Origin of the sequence: Bradyrhizobium sp. CCBAU 53340 (genome assembly GCF_015291645.1) — a bacterium.
Lineage (GTDB): Bacteria > Pseudomonadota > Alphaproteobacteria > Rhizobiales > Xanthobacteraceae > Bradyrhizobium.
Genome location: NZ_CP030055.1, coordinates 717,302 through 737,282, shown reverse-complemented (window position 1 = coordinate 737,282; position 19,981 = coordinate 717,302). Strand labels below are relative to the sequence as shown.

Annotated in this window: 19 protein-coding genes, 1 tRNA gene and 1 pseudogene; 10 read left to right on the top strand and 11 right to left on the bottom strand. The window is 63.9% G+C overall.

Translation table 11 applies throughout. The features are described 5' to 3' along the window. Positions 1-42: 42 nt before the first annotated feature. Positions 43-1,302 (top strand): NAD(P)/FAD-dependent oxidoreductase, encoded by a 1,260-nt coding sequence (locus XH89_RS03410; protein ID WP_194465730.1) that lies wholly within the window; start codon positions 43-45, stop codon positions 1,300-1,302. Positions 1,303-1,340: 38 nt separating this feature from the next. Here the strand turns inward: XH89_RS03410 and XH89_RS03405 are convergent. The 3 genes and pseudogenes from XH89_RS03405 to XH89_RS03395 all read right to left on the bottom strand — a co-directional run bounded on the left by XH89_RS03405 (position 1,341) and on the right by XH89_RS03395 (position 3,458). Continuing rightward, a tRNA-Arg gene (locus tag XH89_RS03405) sits at positions 1,341-1,417 on the bottom strand. A gap of 92 nt (positions 1,418-1,509) precedes the next feature. Next, positions 1,510-1,845: pseudogene (locus XH89_RS03400) on the bottom strand (RraA family protein); the annotation flags it as partial. Between the two features lie 95 nt (positions 1,846-1,940). Then, complete coding sequence (locus tag XH89_RS03395; RefSeq protein WP_194465729.1) at positions 1,941-3,458, bottom strand: AMP-binding protein; 1,518 nt, start codon at positions 3,456-3,458, stop codon at positions 1,941-1,943. Positions 3,459-3,565: 107 nt separating this feature from the next. Here XH89_RS03395 and XH89_RS03390 point away from each other — a divergent pair, with 107 nt between their 5' ends. Both XH89_RS03390 and XH89_RS03385 read left to right on the top strand, forming a co-directional pair. Beyond that, entirely contained in the window at positions 3,566-3,739 is a 174-nt protein-coding gene (locus tag XH89_RS03390; RefSeq protein ID WP_194465728.1) for a hypothetical protein, read from the top strand. Positions 3,740-3,881: 142 nt separating this feature from the next. Further along, positions 3,882-4,505, top strand: coding sequence for a hypothetical protein (locus XH89_RS03385; RefSeq protein ID WP_194465727.1), 624 nt, complete (start codon positions 3,882-3,884; stop codon positions 4,503-4,505). A gap of 191 nt (positions 4,506-4,696) precedes the next feature. Here XH89_RS03385 and XH89_RS03380 read toward each other — a convergent pair whose 3' ends face one another. Together XH89_RS03380 and XH89_RS03375 are read right to left on the bottom strand one after the other, a co-directional pair. After that, positions 4,697-4,912, bottom strand: a complete 216-nt coding sequence (locus XH89_RS03380; protein WP_194465726.1) for a hypothetical protein — start codon at positions 4,910-4,912, stop codon at positions 4,697-4,699. Positions 4,913-4,930: 18 nt separating this feature from the next. Beyond that, on the bottom strand, positions 4,931-5,938 hold the full coding sequence (locus tag XH89_RS03375) for a 2-dehydropantoate 2-reductase (protein WP_194465725.1): 1,008 nt from the start codon (positions 5,936-5,938) through the stop codon (positions 4,931-4,933). A gap of 181 nt (positions 5,939-6,119) precedes the next feature. On the opposite strand from XH89_RS03375, the gene XH89_RS03370 reads away from it, so the two are divergent. Then, complete coding sequence (locus XH89_RS03370) at positions 6,120-6,686, top strand: YidB family protein (protein WP_194465724.1); 567 nt, start codon at positions 6,120-6,122, stop codon at positions 6,684-6,686. Positions 6,687-6,728: 42 nt separating this feature from the next. Beyond that, a complete protein-coding gene (locus tag XH89_RS03365) occupies positions 6,729-7,001 on the top strand; it encodes a GlsB/YeaQ/YmgE family stress response membrane protein (RefSeq protein ID WP_194465723.1) in 273 nt (90 codons plus the stop codon). 149 nt (positions 7,002-7,150) lie between these two features. Here the strand turns inward: XH89_RS03365 and XH89_RS03360 are convergent, their stop codons facing one another. Further along, positions 7,151-7,936, bottom strand: a complete 786-nt coding sequence (locus XH89_RS03360) for an SDR family NAD(P)-dependent oxidoreductase (RefSeq protein WP_194465722.1) — start codon at positions 7,934-7,936, stop codon at positions 7,151-7,153. Between the two features lie 234 nt (positions 7,937-8,170). Here XH89_RS03360 and XH89_RS03355 point away from each other — a divergent pair, with 234 nt between their 5' ends. The 3 genes from XH89_RS03355 (at position 8,171) to XH89_RS03345 (ending at position 11,413) form a co-directional block, all read left to right on the top strand. Next, positions 8,171-9,235: an acyl-CoA dehydrogenase family protein gene (locus tag XH89_RS03355; RefSeq protein ID WP_194465721.1), complete on the top strand. Its 1,065-nt coding sequence runs from the start codon at positions 8,171-8,173 to the stop codon at positions 9,233-9,235. A 16-nt stretch (positions 9,236-9,251) separates the two neighbouring features. Next, entirely contained in the window at positions 9,252-10,412 is a 1,161-nt protein-coding gene (locus XH89_RS03350; RefSeq protein ID WP_194465720.1) for an acyl-CoA dehydrogenase family protein, read from the top strand. Between the two features lie 182 nt (positions 10,413-10,594). Further along, complete coding sequence (locus XH89_RS03345; protein WP_194465719.1) at positions 10,595-11,413, top strand: enoyl-CoA hydratase/isomerase family protein; 819 nt, start codon at positions 10,595-10,597, stop codon at positions 11,411-11,413. Between the two features lie 182 nt (positions 11,414-11,595). On the opposite strand, the gene XH89_RS03340 is transcribed toward XH89_RS03345, so the two are convergent. The 4 genes from XH89_RS03340 to XH89_RS03325 all read right to left on the bottom strand — a co-directional run bounded on the left by XH89_RS03340 (position 11,596) and on the right by XH89_RS03325 (position 16,777). Continuing rightward, positions 11,596-13,710 (bottom strand): acetate--CoA ligase family protein, encoded by a 2,115-nt coding sequence (locus tag XH89_RS03340; protein WP_194465718.1) that lies wholly within the window; start codon positions 13,708-13,710, stop codon positions 11,596-11,598. Between the two features lie 186 nt (positions 13,711-13,896). Then, the gene (locus tag XH89_RS03335; RefSeq protein WP_194465717.1) at positions 13,897-14,652 is read right to left on the bottom strand and encodes a hypothetical protein; all 756 of its coding nucleotides are present in this window, start codon (positions 14,650-14,652) and stop codon (positions 13,897-13,899) included. Further along, positions 14,649-15,437 carry an enoyl-CoA hydratase gene (locus XH89_RS03330; RefSeq protein ID WP_194465716.1) on the bottom strand — a complete coding sequence of 263 codons (789 nt, stop codon included), beginning with the start codon at positions 15,435-15,437 and terminating at the stop codon, positions 14,649-14,651. Before XH89_RS03330 ends, XH89_RS03335 begins: the two co-directional genes overlap by 4 nt. A gap of 134 nt (positions 15,438-15,571) precedes the next feature. Next, entirely contained in the window at positions 15,572-16,777 is a 1,206-nt protein-coding gene (locus XH89_RS03325; RefSeq protein ID WP_194465715.1) for an ABC transporter substrate-binding protein, read from the bottom strand. Positions 16,778-17,014: 237 nt separating this feature from the next. Here XH89_RS03325 and XH89_RS03320 point away from each other — a divergent pair, with 237 nt between their 5' ends. Then, the gene (locus XH89_RS03320) at positions 17,015-17,866 is read left to right on the top strand and encodes a thermonuclease family protein (protein ID WP_194468355.1); all 852 of its coding nucleotides are present in this window, start codon (positions 17,015-17,017) and stop codon (positions 17,864-17,866) included. A 137-nt stretch (positions 17,867-18,003) separates the two neighbouring features. After that, positions 18,004-19,395 carry a M48 family metalloprotease gene (locus XH89_RS03315; protein ID WP_246767931.1) on the top strand — a complete coding sequence of 464 codons (1,392 nt, stop codon included), beginning with the start codon at positions 18,004-18,006 and terminating at the stop codon, positions 19,393-19,395. 151 nt (positions 19,396-19,546) lie between these two features. On the opposite strand, the gene XH89_RS03310 is transcribed toward XH89_RS03315, so the two are convergent. Further along, positions 19,547-19,942 carry a cytochrome c family protein gene (locus tag XH89_RS03310; RefSeq protein ID WP_194465714.1) on the bottom strand — a complete coding sequence of 132 codons (396 nt, stop codon included), beginning with the start codon at positions 19,940-19,942 and terminating at the stop codon, positions 19,547-19,549. Positions 19,943-19,981 lie beyond the last annotated feature (39 nt).

The window sequence follows — 19,981 nt, the reverse complement described above, 5'->3', positions numbered from 1 at the left end:
CTCTTCTCCAAACAGAAAGTGCGCGTGCAGAGGAAGTCATCGATGTCGCCATCACTCGGTTCAAGTCAAGAAGTCTACGATGTCGTGGTTCTGGGGGCTGGATACGCTGGTATGATGGCGGCTCTTCGACTGGGTCGACGCCGGCTCGGGCTTCGCGTTGCACTGGTGAACGGTAGTGAGCAGTTCGTCGAGCGTGTTCGACTGCAGGAGTCGATGGTCGCTCCGGTAAAACCGCGGATCGCGTCCCTTTCAAGATATCTGCGCCGCACCAACGTCCAGTTCATACGCGCCCGCGTGCTGTCGCTCGACCCCGTGCGGAACATGGTCACGATCGAAGAGGACGGTTCACCGCGCACTATTGCCTTCGAGCAACTGATCTACGCGCTGGGTTCACATGTCGACACCGACAATGCCCCTGGCGCGCTACAGCATGCCTTTCGCCTTGATCCGGGTGAGGACCCGCGGTCTGCCGCTGCGCTGCGAGCCGCGCTCCATGCACTTGCTGGATGCTCCGCGCGCGTACTTGCTGTTGGCGGCGGACCGCTTTCCGTCGAGGCTGCGGGCGAAGCCAAATCGACATGGCCCAACATGAGCGTGACGCTATTGAGCCTCACGAGCGCTGGCGATTTCAGCAGCGCCAAGGTTCAATCCGTCGTCAGACGCGACCTGACAAGATTGGGCGTCGAGCTTGTCGACAACGAACGCGTCATTGAGATTGAGAGCAATGTGGTGAATACCGCCAGCGGGCGGCGCTTTCCTTTCGACATATGCATCTGGGCGGCAGGAATGCGTGCTCCCCCGATTGCGACGCAGGCGGGGCTGGAGGTTGATGCTCAAGATCGCGTAGTCGTCGGAACCGATTTGAGGTCGGTATCTCATCCCGCGATTCTCGCCGTCGGCGACAGTGCGCACCCGAATGGACCGACGGGCGCGCCGTTTCGCGCATCTGCATTGGCGGCGGCAGTTTCGGGCGTCTATGCAGCGGAGCAGGTCATCGCCCGGAACCAGGGTCGGCTCATCCGACCATTTAGCTTCTCAACCTTTGCACAAGCTGTTGCGGTCGGTCGGTTCGCGGCACTCTTCCCACTTGATGCCAACGATCACCAGATGCTTTTCGTCTTGGGGGGACGCGCTGCAAGTGTGTTGCGGAGCATACTTATCTGGCTTGTTCTTCATTTCATCACCTTCGAACGGCTCCTGCCGGGAGTTCAGACATGGCCTGGACGAAAGCGAGCGGCTGCCCCATCCGCCAGTCAGAAGAGCGCCGATCGGCCTGACGTCCAACTCAAGGCTGGCCGGTGATCCCTGCGCGTCTCTTCATCGCTCGATTAGGTGAAAATTGGCGATCCCGGCATGACTCGAACATGCGACCTACGGTTTAGGAAACCGCCGCTCTATCCGGCTGAGCTACGGGACCGCGGAACCCGCCGATGAGGCAGGTTGCCTGGAGCTGTACATATCAAAGCGAGGGCCGAATCGGAAGCCCTTCGCTGAACAACAAGCGGTCGATCAGCACTTCCCGTAAGCGCCCTGGTAGCGCCCCTCCCGGATCGCCTTCAGCGTCTCGTCTTCGCGCTTGATCTGGACACGCACGGCTTCCAGCAACGCTGCGGCGCCAGCGGCGGGAAACGACACCACGCCGTCCTCATCGCCCACCACGATGTCGCCGGGCGAGATCACGCTGCCGCTGACTGTCACAGGCACGTTGATCTCGCCGGGACCGTTCTTGTAGGGGCCGCGATGGATCACCGCGCGGGCAAAGCACGGAAAGGCGTCGCCGGCGAAGGCCGCGACGTCGCGGATCGCGCCATCGATCACGTAGCCCTCGGCTTTGCGCCACTCGGCGCATTCCTGAAACCCTCGATGATATCGGCAGGCGGTTTCGGCACGCTGCTGGCTGCGATGGCAATCGGCATGAAGTTCGGTCCTTCTGTGACGTCCTACTCGGCGTACGCCCGCGCCTTCGCCGGAATGACGCGAAACGCACGTCCTTCTTTCATCCACGCCGCGCGCTCGTCGCGCAACAGCGTGCGGCGAACCTTTCCGGAATCGTCACGCGGCGGTTCGTCGACGAACTCGAAGCTCTCGGGATGCTTGTAGCGGCTGAGTCTGTCTTTCAGGAAGTCCGCCATGCCATCCGCAATCGCCTTTCGGTCGGCGCCGGGCTCCGGCTCGATGATGGCATGCACGCGCTGGCCCAGTTCCGGATCAGGCAGGCCCACCACCACGCAGGAGCGCACGCCTGGGCATTCGGAGACTGAAGCTTCGACCTCGGCCGGATAGATGTTGGCGCCGCCGCGCAGCACCATGTCGGCGAGACGGTCGCCGAGATAGAGATAGCCTTCGGCGTCGAGCCTGCCGATATCGCCGAGCGATTCCCAGCCATCAGTGCGACGCTTCGGCTCGGCGCCGAGATAGTGATAGGTGACATCCTTGCCATCATTGTTGAGGAAATAGATCTCGCCGGTCTCGCCCGGCGCGACGTCGTTGCCGTCCTCGCCGATGATGCGGAGCTTCGCCATGTCGCCGATCCTGCCGACCGAACCCTTGTGCGTCAGCCATTCGGTGCCTGATATGATGCAGGCGCCCTGCCGCTCGGTGCCGCCATAGAGCTCCCAGACCCTCTCCGGCCCAAGCCAGGCGATCCAGTTCTCCTTCAGCCAGGGCGGCATGGGGGCTGCCATGTGAAACACGGTCTGCAGGCTCGACACGTCGTAGAAATTGCGAACGTCATCGGGCAGCGCCCAGATCCGATGCATCATCGTCGGCACGAAATTGACCCATTGCACGCGCTCGCGCTCGATCTGCCGCAACGTCTCCTCGGCGTCGAACTTGACGAGGCCGGTGAGCTTGCCGCCGCCGAACAGCGCGTAATGCGACACAATGAAGGGGGCGTTGTGATAGAGCGGGCCCGGATTGAGCAGCGAGGCTCCGAAGGGCATGTTGAGCGGCAGTGGCGCGACCGTGTCGATGACCGCCGGATGGTGGTCGAGGATCACCTTTGGGCGGCCGGTCGAGCCGCCTGATGTCATGGCCTTCCAGTAGCGCGCCACCGGCGGATCGATCTGCTCGTCGGAACATCCATCCGGCACAAAATCCGCGGGCAACCGGTTCGGCGCATTCCAGTCGGGCTCGCCGCCGACCACCAGCGCCGGCTTCAGGATCTCTAGCACAGCCGCGGCTTCGCCGCGCGGCAACCGCCATGACAGCGAGGTCGGCGTCGCACCGCATTTCCACACCGCAAAGGAGGTCTCGAAAAATGCGTTGCCGTTGGGCAAGCCGATCGCGACGAAATCGCCGGGCCTGACGCCCTTGGCTGCAAAGGCCCGCGCGCGCCTGTTGGCGCCGCGCTCAAGCTGGTCCCAGGTCAGCTTGTCCTGCCCATGCTGGACGGCGATCGTGCCTTCGGGCTTGCGCTCGGCGTACCAGCGCGGCACATCGGACAGGGGCAGCAGCATCAGGCGTTTCCACTTCTTCTTGGTGTCGCCTCAGGGGGAGGCGCTCACGAGGCGAAGTGTAACAGCCAAAGCTGGGCCTTCAAGGCGTTCGGTTCAGCGCGCGCTGCATGAGCTTTGCTCTTGCCGTCATCACCGGCTGCGACCTGCGCGGCGTGGGCCGAGATGGAATAGTCGTCGGCATTGCGCAGGCGGCCATGCAGCTCAGCGCCCTCATGACGAATATTTCCTCTCACATTCAAATCGATAAAATTCGAAGCGCGTCGCACCTCGCGCGGCTGTGACTACCGCGCCACGTCAAGCAAAAAATGTCAGCAACCCAGTCATGAAATTGCCGGGTTCCATGGGTGACAAGTTGGCGATAATGGAGCAAAAATCTGGCTCGAGTCGGGTGGGGTTGAGTTTTGCAAGGAATGCTCTCGTAGAATGTCTGACGTAGCTGCATCGCGTCGCGCGGCGCCATTTCTTGTTGCCGCAGCAGGAATTTTTCTGCTGATCCCGTCGCATGCCCATGCGCAATGGTGGAAGCGCGCGCCCGTCGACTTCGAGGAATGCGCCGACGCCGCCGAGAAATCCGCAACCAAGGCGGAAAAGACTGCAGCCCTGGCGGACTGCAACGCAAAATTCGCCGGCCGGCGCAAGCCGGGTGGCGGCTACACCTATTACGACTTCCTCCAGGACCGCACCTTCGACATCGCAGGTCCCAATCCGACTCCGGAGGAGCAGAAGAAGATCGACGAATCCTACACAGCCTATCTCGCCGATCAGCGCCGCAGCAACGAAGCGGCCCAGGCCATGGCGCGCCAGCAGCGCGAGCAGCAGGAGCAACAGGCGCAGCAGCTGCAGCAGGTCGTGCTGCGAACCGAGGTCGAGCGGGTCCCCGTTCCGGTCGAGCGGCCGAAGGTCCAGCAGCCCGTCGGCGCGCGACCGAAGAGCGCCGCCTGCACCAAGGGCTCGTTCTCCTGCGAATGGCCGCGCCTGTCGGAAGGCTTGAGTGATCTGAAGAAGCTGTTCAGCCCGACGCCGGGCAAGCCGGCGAAGAAGGGGTAAGCGAAGGCCACGCACTCTGCTGTCGTCCCGGACAAGCGTGGCGAAGCGGAGCGCTGATCCGGGACCCATAGCCCCAGGCAGCGGTTATGGCACGAGCTGCCAACTACAAGTCTTCGTCAAACTTCCTCCTGTGGCTATGGGTCCCGGATCTGCGCTTACGCTTGTCCGGGACGACGGCGGAGGGTGCGGCTTCAATGTGGTTGCTTCTTCTTTCGATGCTTCGGTGCCGTCACCGGAGCAGTCGCGGGTGTTGTTGCCGTCGGTGAATTACCAAGCGCCTTGCGGCTCTCTTGCAGGCGCGCGTCATAGCCCGGGGAATTCATGACGGTCGGCGGCCGGGCCTCGGCGAGGGTGGCGCCGCCGCAGAGCGCGGCCAGCGCTAGTCCGATCATCAAACAACGCTTCATTGCGCCTCTCCCTTGTTCTCAAGCCGCACCGCGGATCTGCCGAGGCGAGAGCCCCGGCGGACCCTTTTTGTCGATCTCCGCCTGCTTGATCAGCGCAACAATGCGGCGCATCAGCGGCACGGCGACGTTGTTTTGCTCGGCCAGAGCGATGACTGCGCCCTGGAGGTAGTCGATCTCGGTCCTGCGGCCCTGCTTCAGATCCTGCCACATCGAGGAACGCGCCTCCGGATCGATCTTCATCGTACGCGCCAGGATCACGTTGAAGATCATGTCGGGCAGTCTCAGCAAGGTCGGCGTCCAGTTCAGCGGGATCGGCGTTGCCGAAACCGGCGCGATGCCGGCCGCCTTCAGCGCGGCTAGGCCTTCGGCCATCTGGTCGGCGAACAGTCTCCGCCAGTCGCGGTCTGCCAATTGCGCCGCAAGCGGCATGTCGGACAGCGCGCTGAGCGCATTGTTCAGATTGATGATCAGCTTGCCCCATTGCACGCCGGCAATGTCGCGGCTGGCGCGCATGGCAAGACCCGGCACCGACAGCGCGGCAGCCGTGTTGTCGGCATCCTCGCCAACAATGATGTCGCCCGAGGTCGAACGGTGGAAGCGCCCCTCGCCCATGGCCACCACATTGAACGGCACCATGCCCGCGAGCACGCGCCGGCCCCCAAGCCGCTCCTGCAACACGGCAACATTGCCGATACCATTCTGCAGCGACACAATCACGGCGTCCTGCGGCGCGTGCTGCCCGATCTGGTCCGCGACACCGGCCGTGTCGGCGCTCTTCACCGTCACCAGCACGATGCCGGCACTGTGGAAGATGGCAGGATCCTCCGACAGCGCGAGCCGGCCCGCATCCAGCCTGTTCTCGGAGCCGTCAAAATCCGTGAGCCGCAGGCCGAACCGCTCGATCTCGGTCTTCACCCGCGGTCGCACCAGAAGGGCGACACGACGACCGGCGGCCGCCAGCTGGCCTCCGACAAAACAGCCGATGGCGCCGGCGCCGGCCACCACGATCGATCGATCCCGCACCACCTGAATTGCTCCCTCAACGACCCGCTTTCGATAGCAGAGGCAAAGAACAGAGGCGAGACCGGCTGCCCATCACAGCCGGGGCCGCATCTGCCTTGTAACCGTCATGAGCGCCCCATATGTTTTTGCCGCGGGGCTTGTCACCGGCGAGGGCGCGCCGACGAGAACGCCAAAGGAGAGCACCATGGGTCTAGTCGACGTCCTCAACGGCATGCAGAACGGTCCCCGCGGCCCGAGCACCCCGAGCTCGCAACAATCCTCCGGCGGCATGTCGCCGATGACCATGGCAATCCTCGGCCTGCTCGTGTGGAAGGCATTCAAGCATTTTACCGCACCTCAGTCCGGCTCCGCGCCGCAGCCATCACCGGCCCCCGCACCTCCGCCGGTGAATGCAGGCACAGGCGGCGGTCTGAGTGACGTGCTCAAGGGCGGCCTCGGCGGCCTGCTCGCGGGCGGTGCCGCCGGCAGCGTGCTCAGCGGTGGCCTTGGCGATCTGCTCAACCAGCTGCAGCAGAGCGGCCACGGGGACACCACGAACTCCTGGGTCGGCAAGGGCGAGAACAAGCCGATTGCCCCCGGCGATCTCGCCAATGCGCTCGGGGCCGACCAGATCGACAGCCTGTCCGCGCAGAGTGGCCTGTCGCGCGACGAGCTGCTCTCCGGTCTCAGCCAGTATTTGCCACAGGTGGTCGATCATCTGACGCCGGACGGGCGGCTGCCGACCGAGAACGAGCTCTCGGGACGAGTTTAACCGCAACTGAATCGACGCGTATCAGGCAAGGGGAGCACTGACATGAGCATGGGCGGCCTGTTGTGGATCATCATTGTCGGCTTCGTTGCCGGCCTCATCGCGCGCTTTCTGGCGCCGGGGCCGAACAACCCGAGCGGCTTCATCCTCACCACCATTCTCGGCATTGCCGGCGCGTTTCTGGCCACCTTCGTCGGCCAGGCCATCGGCCATTACGGCCCTGATCAGGGCGCCGGATTCATCATGGCCACGATCGGCGCGGTGGTGGTGCTGTTCATCTGGCACCGGCTGGTCGCGAGCGGCGTGATCAAGGGGTAGAGCTCAAACGCGCTAACGACGACGAGAGCGCGCTACCTCCTCATCGTCATGCCCGGGCTTGACCCGGGCATCCACGTCTTCGATCCGCGCGGCCTTACGTGGATGGCCGGGTCAAGCCCGGCCATGACGCGGAGAGAGCGTGTCAGGTCTCACGTAATCAAATGCATCCCGGCATCCATGCGCACGACCTCGCCGGTCATGTTGCTGGAGGCCGGCATCGCCAGGAAGCAGACCAGTTGCGCGATGTCCTCGGCTGAGGACGCGACTTTCAACGGCACCTTCGCGATCACACTGTCGCGCACCTGCTTGGCACCGGCCTCGCCGCGGCCTTTGGTGAACCAGGGCGTGTCGATATAGCCGGGGCAGACCGTGTTGACGCGGATCAGCGGCGCCAGCGCGCGCGACAGCGACAGGGTCATGGTGTTGAGCGCGCCTTTGCTGGCGGCGTAAGCGATCGACGAGCCAACGCCGCTGAGGCCGGCGACGGACGACACGTTCACCACGGCGGACGGCCGCCCCGACGCCTTCGACCCGGCCTCGAGCAGGCTGCGCGCCGCGCGCACCATCTGGAACGGGCCGATGGTGTTGACGGCGTAGACCCGCTGAAAATCCTCCGCCGACAATCCGTCGAGATCGGCATGGGCGACATGCTTGGTGGTGCCGGCATTGTTGACGAGGATGTCGAGCTTGCCCCAGCCGTTCGCGGCCGCAACAATCCTGCGGCAATCGTCATCCTTCGAGACGTCGCCCTGCACGACCAGGACTTCAGCCGCGCCGGCCTTGCGGCAGAGCTCTGCGGTGGCTTCCGCTTCCTTCTGGCTCGAGGAATAGTTGATGACGAGCCGCGCTCTGCTGCTCGCGAGAATTTCCGCGGTCGCAGCACCGAGGCCGGATGCGGACCCCGTCACGATTGCGCACAAACTGTCCTTGGCCATCCGGATTTCCTTCCCTCTGTAAATTGCTGGCGCCCTGTTTAGCGAGTTTGCTCCGCCCTGCAAATCGAGCAAACTCCGCTAAGCGGAATTAGCTTATCGCCCATGCCGGCGCCGCAGGTTGACCTGCGATCAACGCTTGTCAGGGCCATGGCTTTTTCAGATCATCGGGCGCAAGAAGAACCTGCGCGCCGGCCTTTGGGCAGGACGCGCCAATGGCAAAACACGGGGAGCGCTGTGGCGGAGAGTGACAATATCGTCGTCGAGACCGCGGAAAAAATCTTCGCCGATCTCGCCGATCCGCAAACCATCAACAACGACAAGAAGGGTTCGTGGCAGGCGCCGCTGTGGCAGGCGCTGAGCGAAGCCGGCTTGCCCTTGTCCTGGGTGCCGGACGATCTTGGGGGCTCCGGCGCGAGCCTGGCCGACGGCTTTGCGTTGCTGAACGCCGCCGGCCGCTTCGCCGTCGCGGTTCCCTTGGCCGAGACCATGCTGGCCGGCTGGCTGCTGGCACAGGCCAGGATCGCCTCGCCCGAAGGCGAGATGACGGTAGTGCCGGCCTCTCCAAAGGATCGTATCACTGTTGATGCCGACGGCGCACTCTCCGGCCGCTGCCGCGGCGTGCCTTTTGCCAAGGCGGCGAAGCATTTTGCGGTGCTGGCGCATGGCAAGGACGGCGTCTCGATCGCGCTGGTCGATGCGAGCAAGGGCCGGATCGAATCCGGGCTCAATGTCGGCTATGACCACAGCGATACCGTGACGCTGGACAAGGCCCAGCCCGTCGCCGTCAAGGCCGCGCCTGATGGCGTCGACCAGACCACCTTGATGCTGATGGGCGGCGTCGCGCGCAGCCTGCAGATCGCGGGCGCGCTGGAATCCATGCTCGACATCTCCGTGCGCTATTCCAACGAGCGCATCGCCTTCGAAAAGAAGATCTCGAAATTCCAGGCGGTGCAGCACAATCTCGCTCGCCTCGCCGGCGAATCCGCGGCCGCTCTCGCCGCCGCGACTTCTGCCGCCGATGCCATCGCAAACGCGAAGAAGTTCGACGACGAGGTCTATCTCGAAGCCGCCGCGGCAAAGATCCGGTGCGCGGAAGCTGCGGAAAAAGGCGGCGGCATCGCGCATCAGGTTCACGGCGCGATCGGCTTCACCATCGAGCACATCCTGCACCGCTATTCGCTGCGGGCGCTGGCCTGGCGTGACGATTTCGGCTCGGAGAGCTACTGGGCCGTCGAACTCGGCAAGCTCGTCGCTGTCAGAGGGGCCGATCAATTGTGGCCGCTGGTCGCCTCACGCTGAGAAGGAATGAGAACACATGACCGCAGCGCTTCGTTTCGACCCGATCCGCCTGCCCGAGAAATGCGAGCAACTGCGCAAGGAAGTCCGCGCATTCCTCGCCGAGGAGATGGCTCGCGGCACCTTCAACCCGTTCAAGCCTAACCGCGAAGACACCGACGTACCGGAATTCTGTCGCCGTGTCGGCGAGCGCGGCTGGATCGGCATGACCTGGCCAAAAAAATATGGTGGCCAGGAGCGTTCCTTCCTCGAACGTTACGTCGTGACCGAAGAGATGCGCGTCGCCAACGCGCCGACGCGGCGCTTCTTCGTCGCCGACCGCCAGAGCGGCCCGGTGCTGCTGAAATACGCGCCTGAGCACATCAAGATGGACATCCTGCCGCGCATCTGCCGCGGCGAGATCTGCTTTGCCATCGGCATGAGCGAGCCGAATTCCGGCTCGGACCTGTTCGCCGCGAAGACGCGCGCGACCAAGACCGACGGCGGCTATCTCATCAACGGCACCAAGATCTGGACCTCGTCGGCCCACATCGCCGACTACATGATCGCGATCTTCCGGACCTCGCCCCCGACCAAGGAAAACCGCCGCCACGGGCTGACTCAATTTCTGGTCAAGATGAAGCAGCCCGGCATCAAGGTGAACCCGATCGGCCAGATCACGGGGCAATACGAGTTCAACGAGGTCGTGTTCACCGACTTCTTCGTGCCCGACGATCACGTGCTCGGCGAGGTCGACGGCGCCTGGAAGCAGGCGACATCGGAACTTGCCTATGAGCGCTCGGGCCCCGAGCGTTTCCTCGAAACCTACTACGTGCTGACCGAGCTCGTGCGCGCCGTCGGCGCCAACCCGGATACGCGTAGCGCCGAAGGCATCGGCCGCCTCGTCGCACAGCTCCATACCATGCGCCGCATGTCGGTCTCGGTCGCAGGCATGCTGCAGGCCGGCAAGGAGCCGGTGGTCGAGGCCTCGATCGTGAAGGACATCGGCACCGTCTGGGAGCAGCAGCTTCCGCACCGCGTGCGCGATCTCGCCGCCTTCGTCGAGGAGACCGCGAGCAACCGCGAGACGTTGGAGCGGCAGCTCGACTTCGCCATCAAGACCGCACCGAAACTTACCATCCAGGGCGGCACCACCGAGGTGCTGCGCGGCATCATCGCGCGCGGCCTTGGGCTGCGCTAAATGGGATCGCAACCCTGGCCTCGCGCTCCGTTCACCTCTCCCGCGGGAGAGGTCGGCGCGTAGCGCCGGGTGAGGGGTTACAGTCTCACGATAGAGCTGATCCCCTCACCCGATTTGCTGGCGCAAATCGACCTCTCCCTCTGGGAGAGGTGGTTCTTCGCTACTGAGACATTGGAGGCAATATGACCACCTACAAAGATATCGGCGTCGAGAAGCTCGGACACGTCGGCAGCATCGAGATCCGCCGCCCGCCGCTCAACTTCTTCGACATCTCGCTGATCAACCAGATCGCGGATGCACTCGACGAGTTCGACCGCGACATCGAGATCCGGGCCTCCGTGTTGTCCGCGCAAGGCAAGGCGTTCTGCGCCGGCGCCAATTTCGGCGATCCCGCACGGCAGGCACAGGAAGCGCAGGAGGCCGAAAAACGAGCAAAAGGCGACCCGGCCGACAGCCTCGGCCCGATCAACCATCTCTACATCCAGGCCGTGCGCATCTTCCGCGCCAAGAAGCCGATCGTCGCCGCCGTGCAGGGCGCGGCCATCGGCGGCGGCCTCGGGCTTGCCGTGTCGGCCGACTTCCGCGTCACCTGCCCTGAGGCCCGCTTCTCCGCGAATTTTACCAAGCTCGGCTTTCACCCCGGCTTCGGCCTGACGACGACGCTCCCCGAGCTGATCGGCAAGAACAACGCCGAGCTGATGTTCTACACCAGCCGTCGCGTCACCGGCGAAGAGGCCTATAAATGGGGCCTCGCCAACGAGCTGGTGCCACAGGATCAGGTCAAATCAGCCGCGATGAAGCTCGCAAGCGAGATCGCCGAATGCTCCCCGCTCGGGCTGCTCTCCACCCGCGCCACGATGCGCGCCGGCCTCGCCGACCGCGTGATGGCCGCGACCAATCACGAACTCGCCGAGCAGACCCGCCTGCGCGCCACGGAAGATTTCAAGGAAGGCGTGAAGGCAACGGAAGAACGGCGCGTGGCGAATTTCAAAGGACGGTGAGCGCGGCCGCGTTCGGCCGACACCTTGGCGATCTCTCCTGTCGTCCCCGCGACGGCGGAGACCCATAACCACAGGGAGATGCGGTAGGGCGAGCTGTTCACTCCGAGTCGTCGCCAAACCACTCCCTGTGGTTATGGATCCCGGGTTCGCTTCGCGCCCCGGGATGACAGAGGTGTTTTTGCTTATTTCCGCCCCACCACCAGCGCATCCACGATCGTCACACCAAGCCCTTCCGGGTGCACCAGCACCGGGTTGAGCTCGATCTCCTCGATCTCTCCTGCATGACGCGCCGCGAGCAGCGAGATATCCGCAATCAACTGCGCAAGCGCCGACACATCCGCTTTCGCCGCTCCGCGAAATCCGATCAGCAGCGGCGCGGCTTTCAGCGCCGCCAGCATCGCGCCGGCTTCATCCGCACTCACGGGCGCAGGACGATAGATAACGTCGCGAAACAGCTCCGTGGTGATACCGCCGAACCCGACCATCACCATCGGCCCGAATGTCTGATCCGTCATCGTGCCCACGATGATCTCGACGCCTTTCTTCGCCATCGGCCCAACCAGCACGCCCTGAATGGCGGCCTCCGGCCGATGCTTGCGCGCATTGTTGAGCAGCGCCTCGAACGCCAGGAACACCTCGCCCTTGGTGGTGATGTTGATACGTACACCGCCGACCTCGCTCTTGTGGGCGATATCGGGCGACTGGATCTTCATCGCCAGCGGAAAGCCGACGCGGGCGACAGCCGCGTCCAGCTCGCTCTTTTCTGGCACCAGAACTTCGTCGGGCAGCGCAATGCCGGCTGCACGAAGCAAAGCCTTGCTATCGGTCTCGGACAGGACTGGCGAGGTCAGATGCGCCGAGAGATCCCGCGCAGGCAGCCGGGTCTCGTCTGGCGGCTTCGGCAGGCTGAACTTCGCATAGTCGACGATCCGTCGCATCGCGACGCCGACATGGGTGAGGCCCGACAACACCACGACCCCGGATTTTGCAAGCTCGCGCCGCGCGAAATCCGACGGCACCGTATAGGAATAGAACACCACCGGTTTGTGCTGCGCTGCCAGCGCCGGCGCCAACTCTTCTTCCTTGAACGGCTTGCGTACGTCGCTCGACAGCGACAGCACGACCAGGATCGCATCGACCTCGCCCGAAACCGTGAGCAGATCGACGCTCTTCTGCAGGCCGCCTGACGTCACGCCCTGAGCGGTGACGTCAATCGGATTGCGCGCCGTGCCGTAGGACGGCATCAACGCCTTGATTCCCGCCTGGATGGGCTCGGAGAGCTCCGGCACCCGCAAGCCCTGCAGTGCCACAGCATCCGCACCCCAGATGCCCGCCCCGCCCGACACTGTCACCACTGCGACCCGATCGCCTTTCGGCAAGGGATTGCTAACAAGCACCGCCGCGATCGTCAGCGCCTCGTCGAGATCGTTGGAGACGATGAAGCCATATTTCGCGAACACCGCGTCATAAGCCGCCGACCAGCCGGCCATGTTCGCGGTGTGCGAGGCAGCCGCGCGCATCCCGGCACCGGAGCGGCCGACCTTGGTGACGATGACCGGCTTCCTGAGCTCGGCGGCGCGCAGCGCAGCGGCCAGGAATTTGTCGACGTCGCGGATGCCTTCGATGAACAGCAGGATCACGTCGGTCGAGGCGTCCTGCACCATGTAATCCAGAAACTCGCCAGCGCCGAGATCGGATTCGTTGCCCGCACTGACGACGTAGCTCACGGCGATGCCGAGCGCCTTGGCGCGATGGTAATAGGCAAAACCGATGCCGCCGCTCTGCGCGACAATACCGATCCGCCGTGTCGTTGCGATAAGCGGGACCACGCCCGGCTTGACATCCACGGCCGGACTGAACGTCGCCGCGACACGCTGCACCTGACTGAAAAAGCCCTCGGCATTCGGCCCGGAAATCCGCATGCCGGTGCGTTTCGCCAGCGCCGCGATCGCATCCTGCATCACCGCGCTGTCGCCGCCCTCCTCCGCAAAGCCGGAGGAAATGATGACCGCGTTCTTGAAGCCGGCGGCGGCGCACTGCTCGAGCGCAGGCAACACGGCACGCGCCGGGATGGTGATGACGGCGAGGTCGATCGGTGCTGCAATCTCAGTGATCGACTTGTAACAGGTGAGCCCGTCGATATCGGCGTAGTTCGGGTTCACCGGATAGATCTTCCCGGGATATTCGTTCTTGCGAAGCATCGACAGCAGCCGGCCCGGGATCTTCTCGTGATCGCGCGAGGCGCCGATCAGCGCGATGCTTGCGGGTGAGAAGAAGCTGTCGAGCGGATGCGTCATGTTGAGTGTCTCCTTCTTCGTAGAGCCGTTCCGCGCCTCTCGCCCCGTCATCCTGAGGTGCGAGTGATGGGGCGCAAAGCGGCCCATCGGGAGCCTCGAAGGATGAACGGCCCGGCTAGTGGCCGTCGCCCTTCGAGGCTCGCCGAAGAGGCGAGCACCTCAGGGTGACGGATCACGAATAGAGAATCAACTGACGCGGAACGTCACCCCGCCGAGCAGAAACTCGTTACCCGCAACCGCGAGCCCCTTCGCCTTGGCGGCATGCAGCACCTGGGCCACGTCAGCGACCCGAAACTCCAGCGCGCTCATGACCTCGTTCGCGCCCTTGACGAACCGGAAAGTCGCATTAGGCAGCTTCAATTCAGTCTCGTCATTCGGCGCCACCCCGATGATCTTGCCCCAATGCGCCGCCAGTCCCTGAGGATCCGGGCTCTGCATCTCCACGGCCGTGAGCGCCAGCGTCACATCCTTGCGGATGAAGCTTTGCCAGTTGGGACCGGCCGGCGGGTACGCGCCCAGAATGTCGTCGCTGCCTTCGGTGTGGTTGAACTCGATGAAGGCGGCGCGGCAGTCGCGGGGGTGGAGCTGAACGCCATGATAGGGCGCGTGGTCGATCACGTTCGCCGTGCGCACGCCCATCGCATTCGCATGGCGGCCGCGTTCGTCCGGATCATTGCAGCAGAAGATCGCCATGTAGCCGCCGCGGCCGCCGGTCTTCTCGATGAAGCGGCCAGCGGTGGTGCCGTCCTTGAACGGCGCGACGACCTCCAGCAGGATCGTATCGACCGGCAGCAGTGCATTCTCCAGGCCGTATTTGGCGACATTGCCGTCGCGATAGCAGACGGAAAGGCCCATGATCTCGGTGATATCGGAGGTGACGGGCTCAAGGTGCGGTGCGACGAGACAAATCTGCCGCAGCCGCATATAGGACGCCGTCATCATGCGCCCCTGAAGGCGGGCTTGCGCTTCTCGACGAAAGCTTTCGCCGCCTCCTTGTGATCGTCGGTGTCGCCACAGCGGGTGTGATGGATCGCCTCGCCGTCGAAGCAGTCCTCGAGGGGCAGATGCTCTGCATTGTTGATGTTGCGCTTGATGAAGCCGAGCGCGATCGAGGGACCTTGTGCCAGCGACAGCGCGACCTCGTGCGCGGCAGCGTCGATCTCGGCGTCGGGCACGACCTTGGTCACCATGCCGATCGCATGCGCTTCCTTCGCGGTCAGCACCGGCGACATCAGATAGAGCTCGCGCGCCCGCGCGCTGCCGAGCAGCTGGGTCAGGAAATAGGTGCCGCCGTAGTCGCCGGAGAATCCGACCTTGGCGAAAGCGGTCGTGATCTTGCAGGACTCGCTGGCGATGCGGAGATCGCAGGACAGCGCCATCGACAGGCCGGCGCCGGCCGCGGCACCATCGAGCTGCGCCACCACCGGTTTCGGCATCTGGTGCAGGATGCGCGAGACCTCCATGCCGCGGCGAAGGTTCGCAAGCTTCTGTTCGAATGGCAATGGTGCGCGGCCGGCGGCCATCGACTTGACGTCACCGCCGACGCAGAACGAACCGCCCGCGCCCTTGAACAACACCGCCCGCACCTCGGGATCGTCGGCCGCGCGCCGCGCCGCCTCGACGAGGCCAGCGACCATCTCGGGGTTGAGCGCGTTCTTCCGCTCGGGGCGGTTCATGGTGATGGTGAGCAGCCCGCCTTCGAGCTTTTGCAGGACCATGTCGTTCATGGGACGTTTCCTCTGTTGTTGTTTGATCGGGCTATCACCACATCGTCATTGCGAGGAGCGAAGCGACGAAGCAATCCAGACCGCCTCTACCGAAGCATCTGTGGATTGCTTCGCTTCGCTCGCAATGACGGCGCTTACTTTTTGACCAGCGGGCAGCGCGACTGCTCCAGCGACTGGAACGCCTCGCTGCCGGGCACGGTGGCGAGCAGCTTGTAGTCGTCCCAGCGGCCCTTGGACTCCGACGGCTTCTTCACCTCGAACAGGTACATGTCATGCACCATGCGGCCGTCCTCGCGGATCTTGCCGTTGTGAGCGAAGAAGTCGTTGATCGGCGTCTCCTTCATCACCTTCATCACCGCGGCCGCATCGGTCGTGCCCGCCGCCTTCACCGCCTTCAGATAATGCGTGACGGAAGAATAGACGCCGGCCTGTGCCGAGGTCGGCGGCCGCTTGACGCGCTCCTGAAAGCGCTTCGAGAAAGCGCGCGTCTCGTCGTTCATATCCCAGTAGAAGGCTTCGGCCAGCAGCAAGCCCTGCGCGGTCTCAAGCCCGATCGAGTCGATGTCGGTGACAAAGGCCAGCAGCGGCGAAACCTTCTGGCCGCCTTTCATGATGCCGAACTCGGCCGACTGCTTGATGGCATTGACGGTGTCGCCGCCGGCATTGGCAAGCCCGATCACCTTCGCCTTCGAGGCCTGCGCCTGCAGCAGGAAGGAGGAGAAATCGGACGTGTTGAGCGGATGGCGCACGCTGCCGAGCACCTTGCCGCCGGTCTTGGTCACGACCGCACTGGTGTCCTTCTCCAGGTCCTGGCCGAAGGCATAGTCGGCGGTGAGAAAGAACCAGGTGTCGAGACCCGACTTCACGGCCGCAAGGCCGGTGACGTTGGCCTGGCCGTAAGTGTCGAACACGTAGTGGATGGTGGTGGGACCGCAAGCTTCGTTGGAGAGACGGATCGAGCCCGGACCGTTGAACATGATGATCTTGTTACGCGCCTTCGCGATCTCACCCGCGGCGAGCGCGGTGGCGGAGGCCGCGACGTCATAGATCATCTCGACGCCCTGATTGTCGAGCATGTCGCGCGCGATGTTGGCGGCAAGGTCAGCCTTGTTCTGATGGTCAGCCGCCAGCACCTCGATCTTGCGTCCCAGCACCTCGCCGCCGAAATCTTCCACCGCCATCTTGGCGGCGGTCTCGCTGCCGGGGCCGGTGATATCGGCATAAAGGCTCGACATGTCGAGGATGCCGCCGATCTTCAGGGGAGGCTTGTCCTGGGTCTGCGCGGCGCTCGCGCTGAGGGCAAACGCTGCGGCAAAAATGCCCGACAAAATATGCTTCATGGAAATCAACCTCCCTTGATTGCCTGTCTCTGATGGCGGCTTCATTATTGCTATTCTCCCGATCATGCCGCATGCGCAAGAGCGCAGCAAGCGCAGGTGCGTCACGAGAGCACGATTGCCGCACGTGTTTTCCGCAAAGCGGAAAGACGTATGGATGTCGCCACGTCATTGCGAGCGCAGCGAAGCAATCCAGAATCCCTCCGTGGAAATACTCTGGATTGCTTCGCTGCGCTCGCAATGACGGAGTGCGAGGAAGTCTCTTCGCGCCTCAAAGCGCTTGGGTTAACATCAACGCGAAACGCAACCTCTCCGGGTCATGTGACGCAACGGCTTCAACTCATCGTCGGATTATTTCTCGTCGCAGGTCACGCGGCGAACGCGACACCGTGCCAGTTCGAGGCTCAGGGCGACGGTCGCTTCGCCGCGGTCGTCGATGCGCGCAGCGTCCGTCTCGACGATGGCCGCGAAGTCCGCCTCACCGGGATCGAGGCGACAGCAACGACGAAGCAGGCTCTGACCACGCTGCTCACCGGTCGCGAGATAACCTTGCGCGGCACCGATGACACGCCGGATCGCTACGGTCGCCAGGGCGCATTGGTGTTCATCGGGGACAGCGACACCTCCGTGCAGGCCATCCTGCTCGCCCAGGGCGATGCCCTCGTCTCGGCCGAGATCGCCGACAGGGACTGCGCGACCGCCCTGATGGCGTCGGAGGCCGAGGCACGGCGCCAAAAAAAGGGCAGTTGGGCTGACCCGTCGGCCATAAAAAACGCGGAAAGTCCGGACGATATTTTGGCCGGGATTGGGCGCTTTATGGTGGTCGAGGGCAAAGTCCTGTCGGTCCGGCAAGCTGGGGCAATGACCTACCTCAACTTCGGACGAAGCTGGACACGCGGCTTTGCCGCGACTATTTCAAAGCGCAATCTGCCGGCGTTCGAAAGCGCCGGGATGACCGTTAAGTCCCTGGAAAATAAGCGAGTTCGCGTCAGGGGCTGGGTTGAGGGGACGATGGGGCCGCGTATCGATGTGCGCCTCGTGGGACAAGTCGAGTTGCTGGGCGCAAGCGAGCCGACAGGGGTAAGGCCCTAAACAAGGGCCAGGCACACGGGTTAAGCGACGTGAATGGGGTGCTAGAACGGCACGGACGAGGTGATGGCCGCCGCCTGCGGGCTGCGCCGGCCGTGCTTTGCCTTGCGCTGGGTACCGCGCTGGCCGGTTGCGGCGACATGGGCCGGTTCCAGACCGCTGCGGCCCCACCGACCGTCGCGATGCCCAAACCCAAGCCGGCGGTCGCCCAGACCCCCGCCACGGAGAAGGAACACGAGCGCATCCTGGCGAGCTATGGCGGCACCTATGACGACCCCAAGCTCGAATCACTGGTCAGCAAGACGGTCGACCGGCTGGTTGCAGCGTCCGATCACCCCGACCAGGGCTACAAGGTTACCATCCTCAATTCTGGCGCGGTAAACGCCTTCGCGCTTCCGAACGGCCAGCTCTATGTCACGCGCGGGCTGCTTGCGCTTGCGAGCGATACGTCGGAATTGTCCTCGGTGCTCAGCCACGAGATGGCGCATGTGCTGTCCAAGCACGCCGCGATGCGCGAGGATCAGGCCCGCCAGGCGGCGATCGTGACGCGCGTCGTCACCGACATGAGCAACGACCCCGATCTCACCGCGCTCGCGCTCGCCAAGACCAAGCTCACCATGGCGAGCTTTTCGCGCAACCAGGAATTCGAGGCTGACGGCATCGGCGTCGCCATCTCCGCCAAAGCGCATTTCGATCCCTATGGTGCGGCGCGGTTCCTCTCGGCGATGGAGCGCAATGCCGAGCTCAAAGCCGGCAAGAACTCGCTCGACCCGCGCGCGCAGGATTTCACGTCGTCGCATCCGGCAACGCCCGAACGAGTGCAGAACGCGCAGACGATCGCGCGGCAATATACGGCGCCTGAGGGCGGCGAGCGCGACCGCGAGAGCTATCTCGCCGCGATCGATAACCTCGTCTATGGCGAGGACCCAAGCGAAGGCTTTGTCCGCGGCCGCAGATTCCTGCATCCGAAGCTCGGCTTCACCTTCCAAGCGCCCGATAATTTCACGCTCGACAACACCGCACAGGCTGTGATCGGCGTGCGCGAGGGCGGCTCGCAGGCGATGCGTTTCGACGTCGTGCGCGTGCCGGCCGAGCAGTCGCTCGGCGACTATCTCAATTCCGGCTGGATGGAGGGTGTCGAGAAGGCATCCACCGAGGACCTCAGCATCAACGGTTTCCCGGCTGCGTCCGCGACCGCCAAGGGCGACCAGTGGCAGTTCAAGGTCTATGCGCTGCGCTTCGGCAGCGATGTCTATCGCTTCATCTTCGCCACACGGCAGAAATCGACCGAGAGCGAGCGCAATGCACGCGAGACCGTCAATTCATTCCGCCGCCTGACACTCGAAGAGATCCAGGCCGCGCGCCCGCTGCGCATCAAGGTCATCACCGTGCAGCCCGGCGACACCGTGGAATCGCTGTCCCACCGCATGGCCGGCGTCGATCATCCCACCGAGCGATTTCGTGTACTGAACGGCCTCGATCGCACCGCACAGGTAAAGGTGCGCGACCGCGTGAAGATCGTGACGGATTGACGTGCGTTGAGCGGACTTGGGATTTCAACGACGAAGACAGTGCCGTAGGGTGGGCAAAGGCGCAACGCGCCGTGCCCACGATCCATCAATGATGGCGACAGATGGTGGGCACGCTTCGCTTTGCCCACCCTACGAGATCTGCTCCGCCGCTCTACTTGGCCTTCTCTTTCAAATACGCGATGATATCGGCGCGATCCTGCGCGTCCGGCACATCGAAGAACATCTTGGTTTCCGGCACCATGGCTTGCGGCCCGGTCAGCCATTTGTCGAGGTTTTCCTCGGTCCAGACGATCCCCGAGTTCTTCAGATCGGGCGAGTAGTCATAGCCGGGAACGCTGCCCGCCTTGCGCCCGACCACACCCTTGTGCATCGGACCGACGCCGTTCTCGTTGATCGAGTGGCAGTCGGCGCACCCCTTGTAGAGCGTCTGGCCGCGCGCGGCATTGCCGGTCGCGCCGGCGGGCCCGGCTGCGCACAGAAGCGCAATCGCGACGGCGGCGAGGCTTATCGTGCATCGCGGGAGGACGGAATTCGACCGAACGTTCATGTGATCTCCTGTTTGCGGCAGCAAACAGGATCGTCCCGG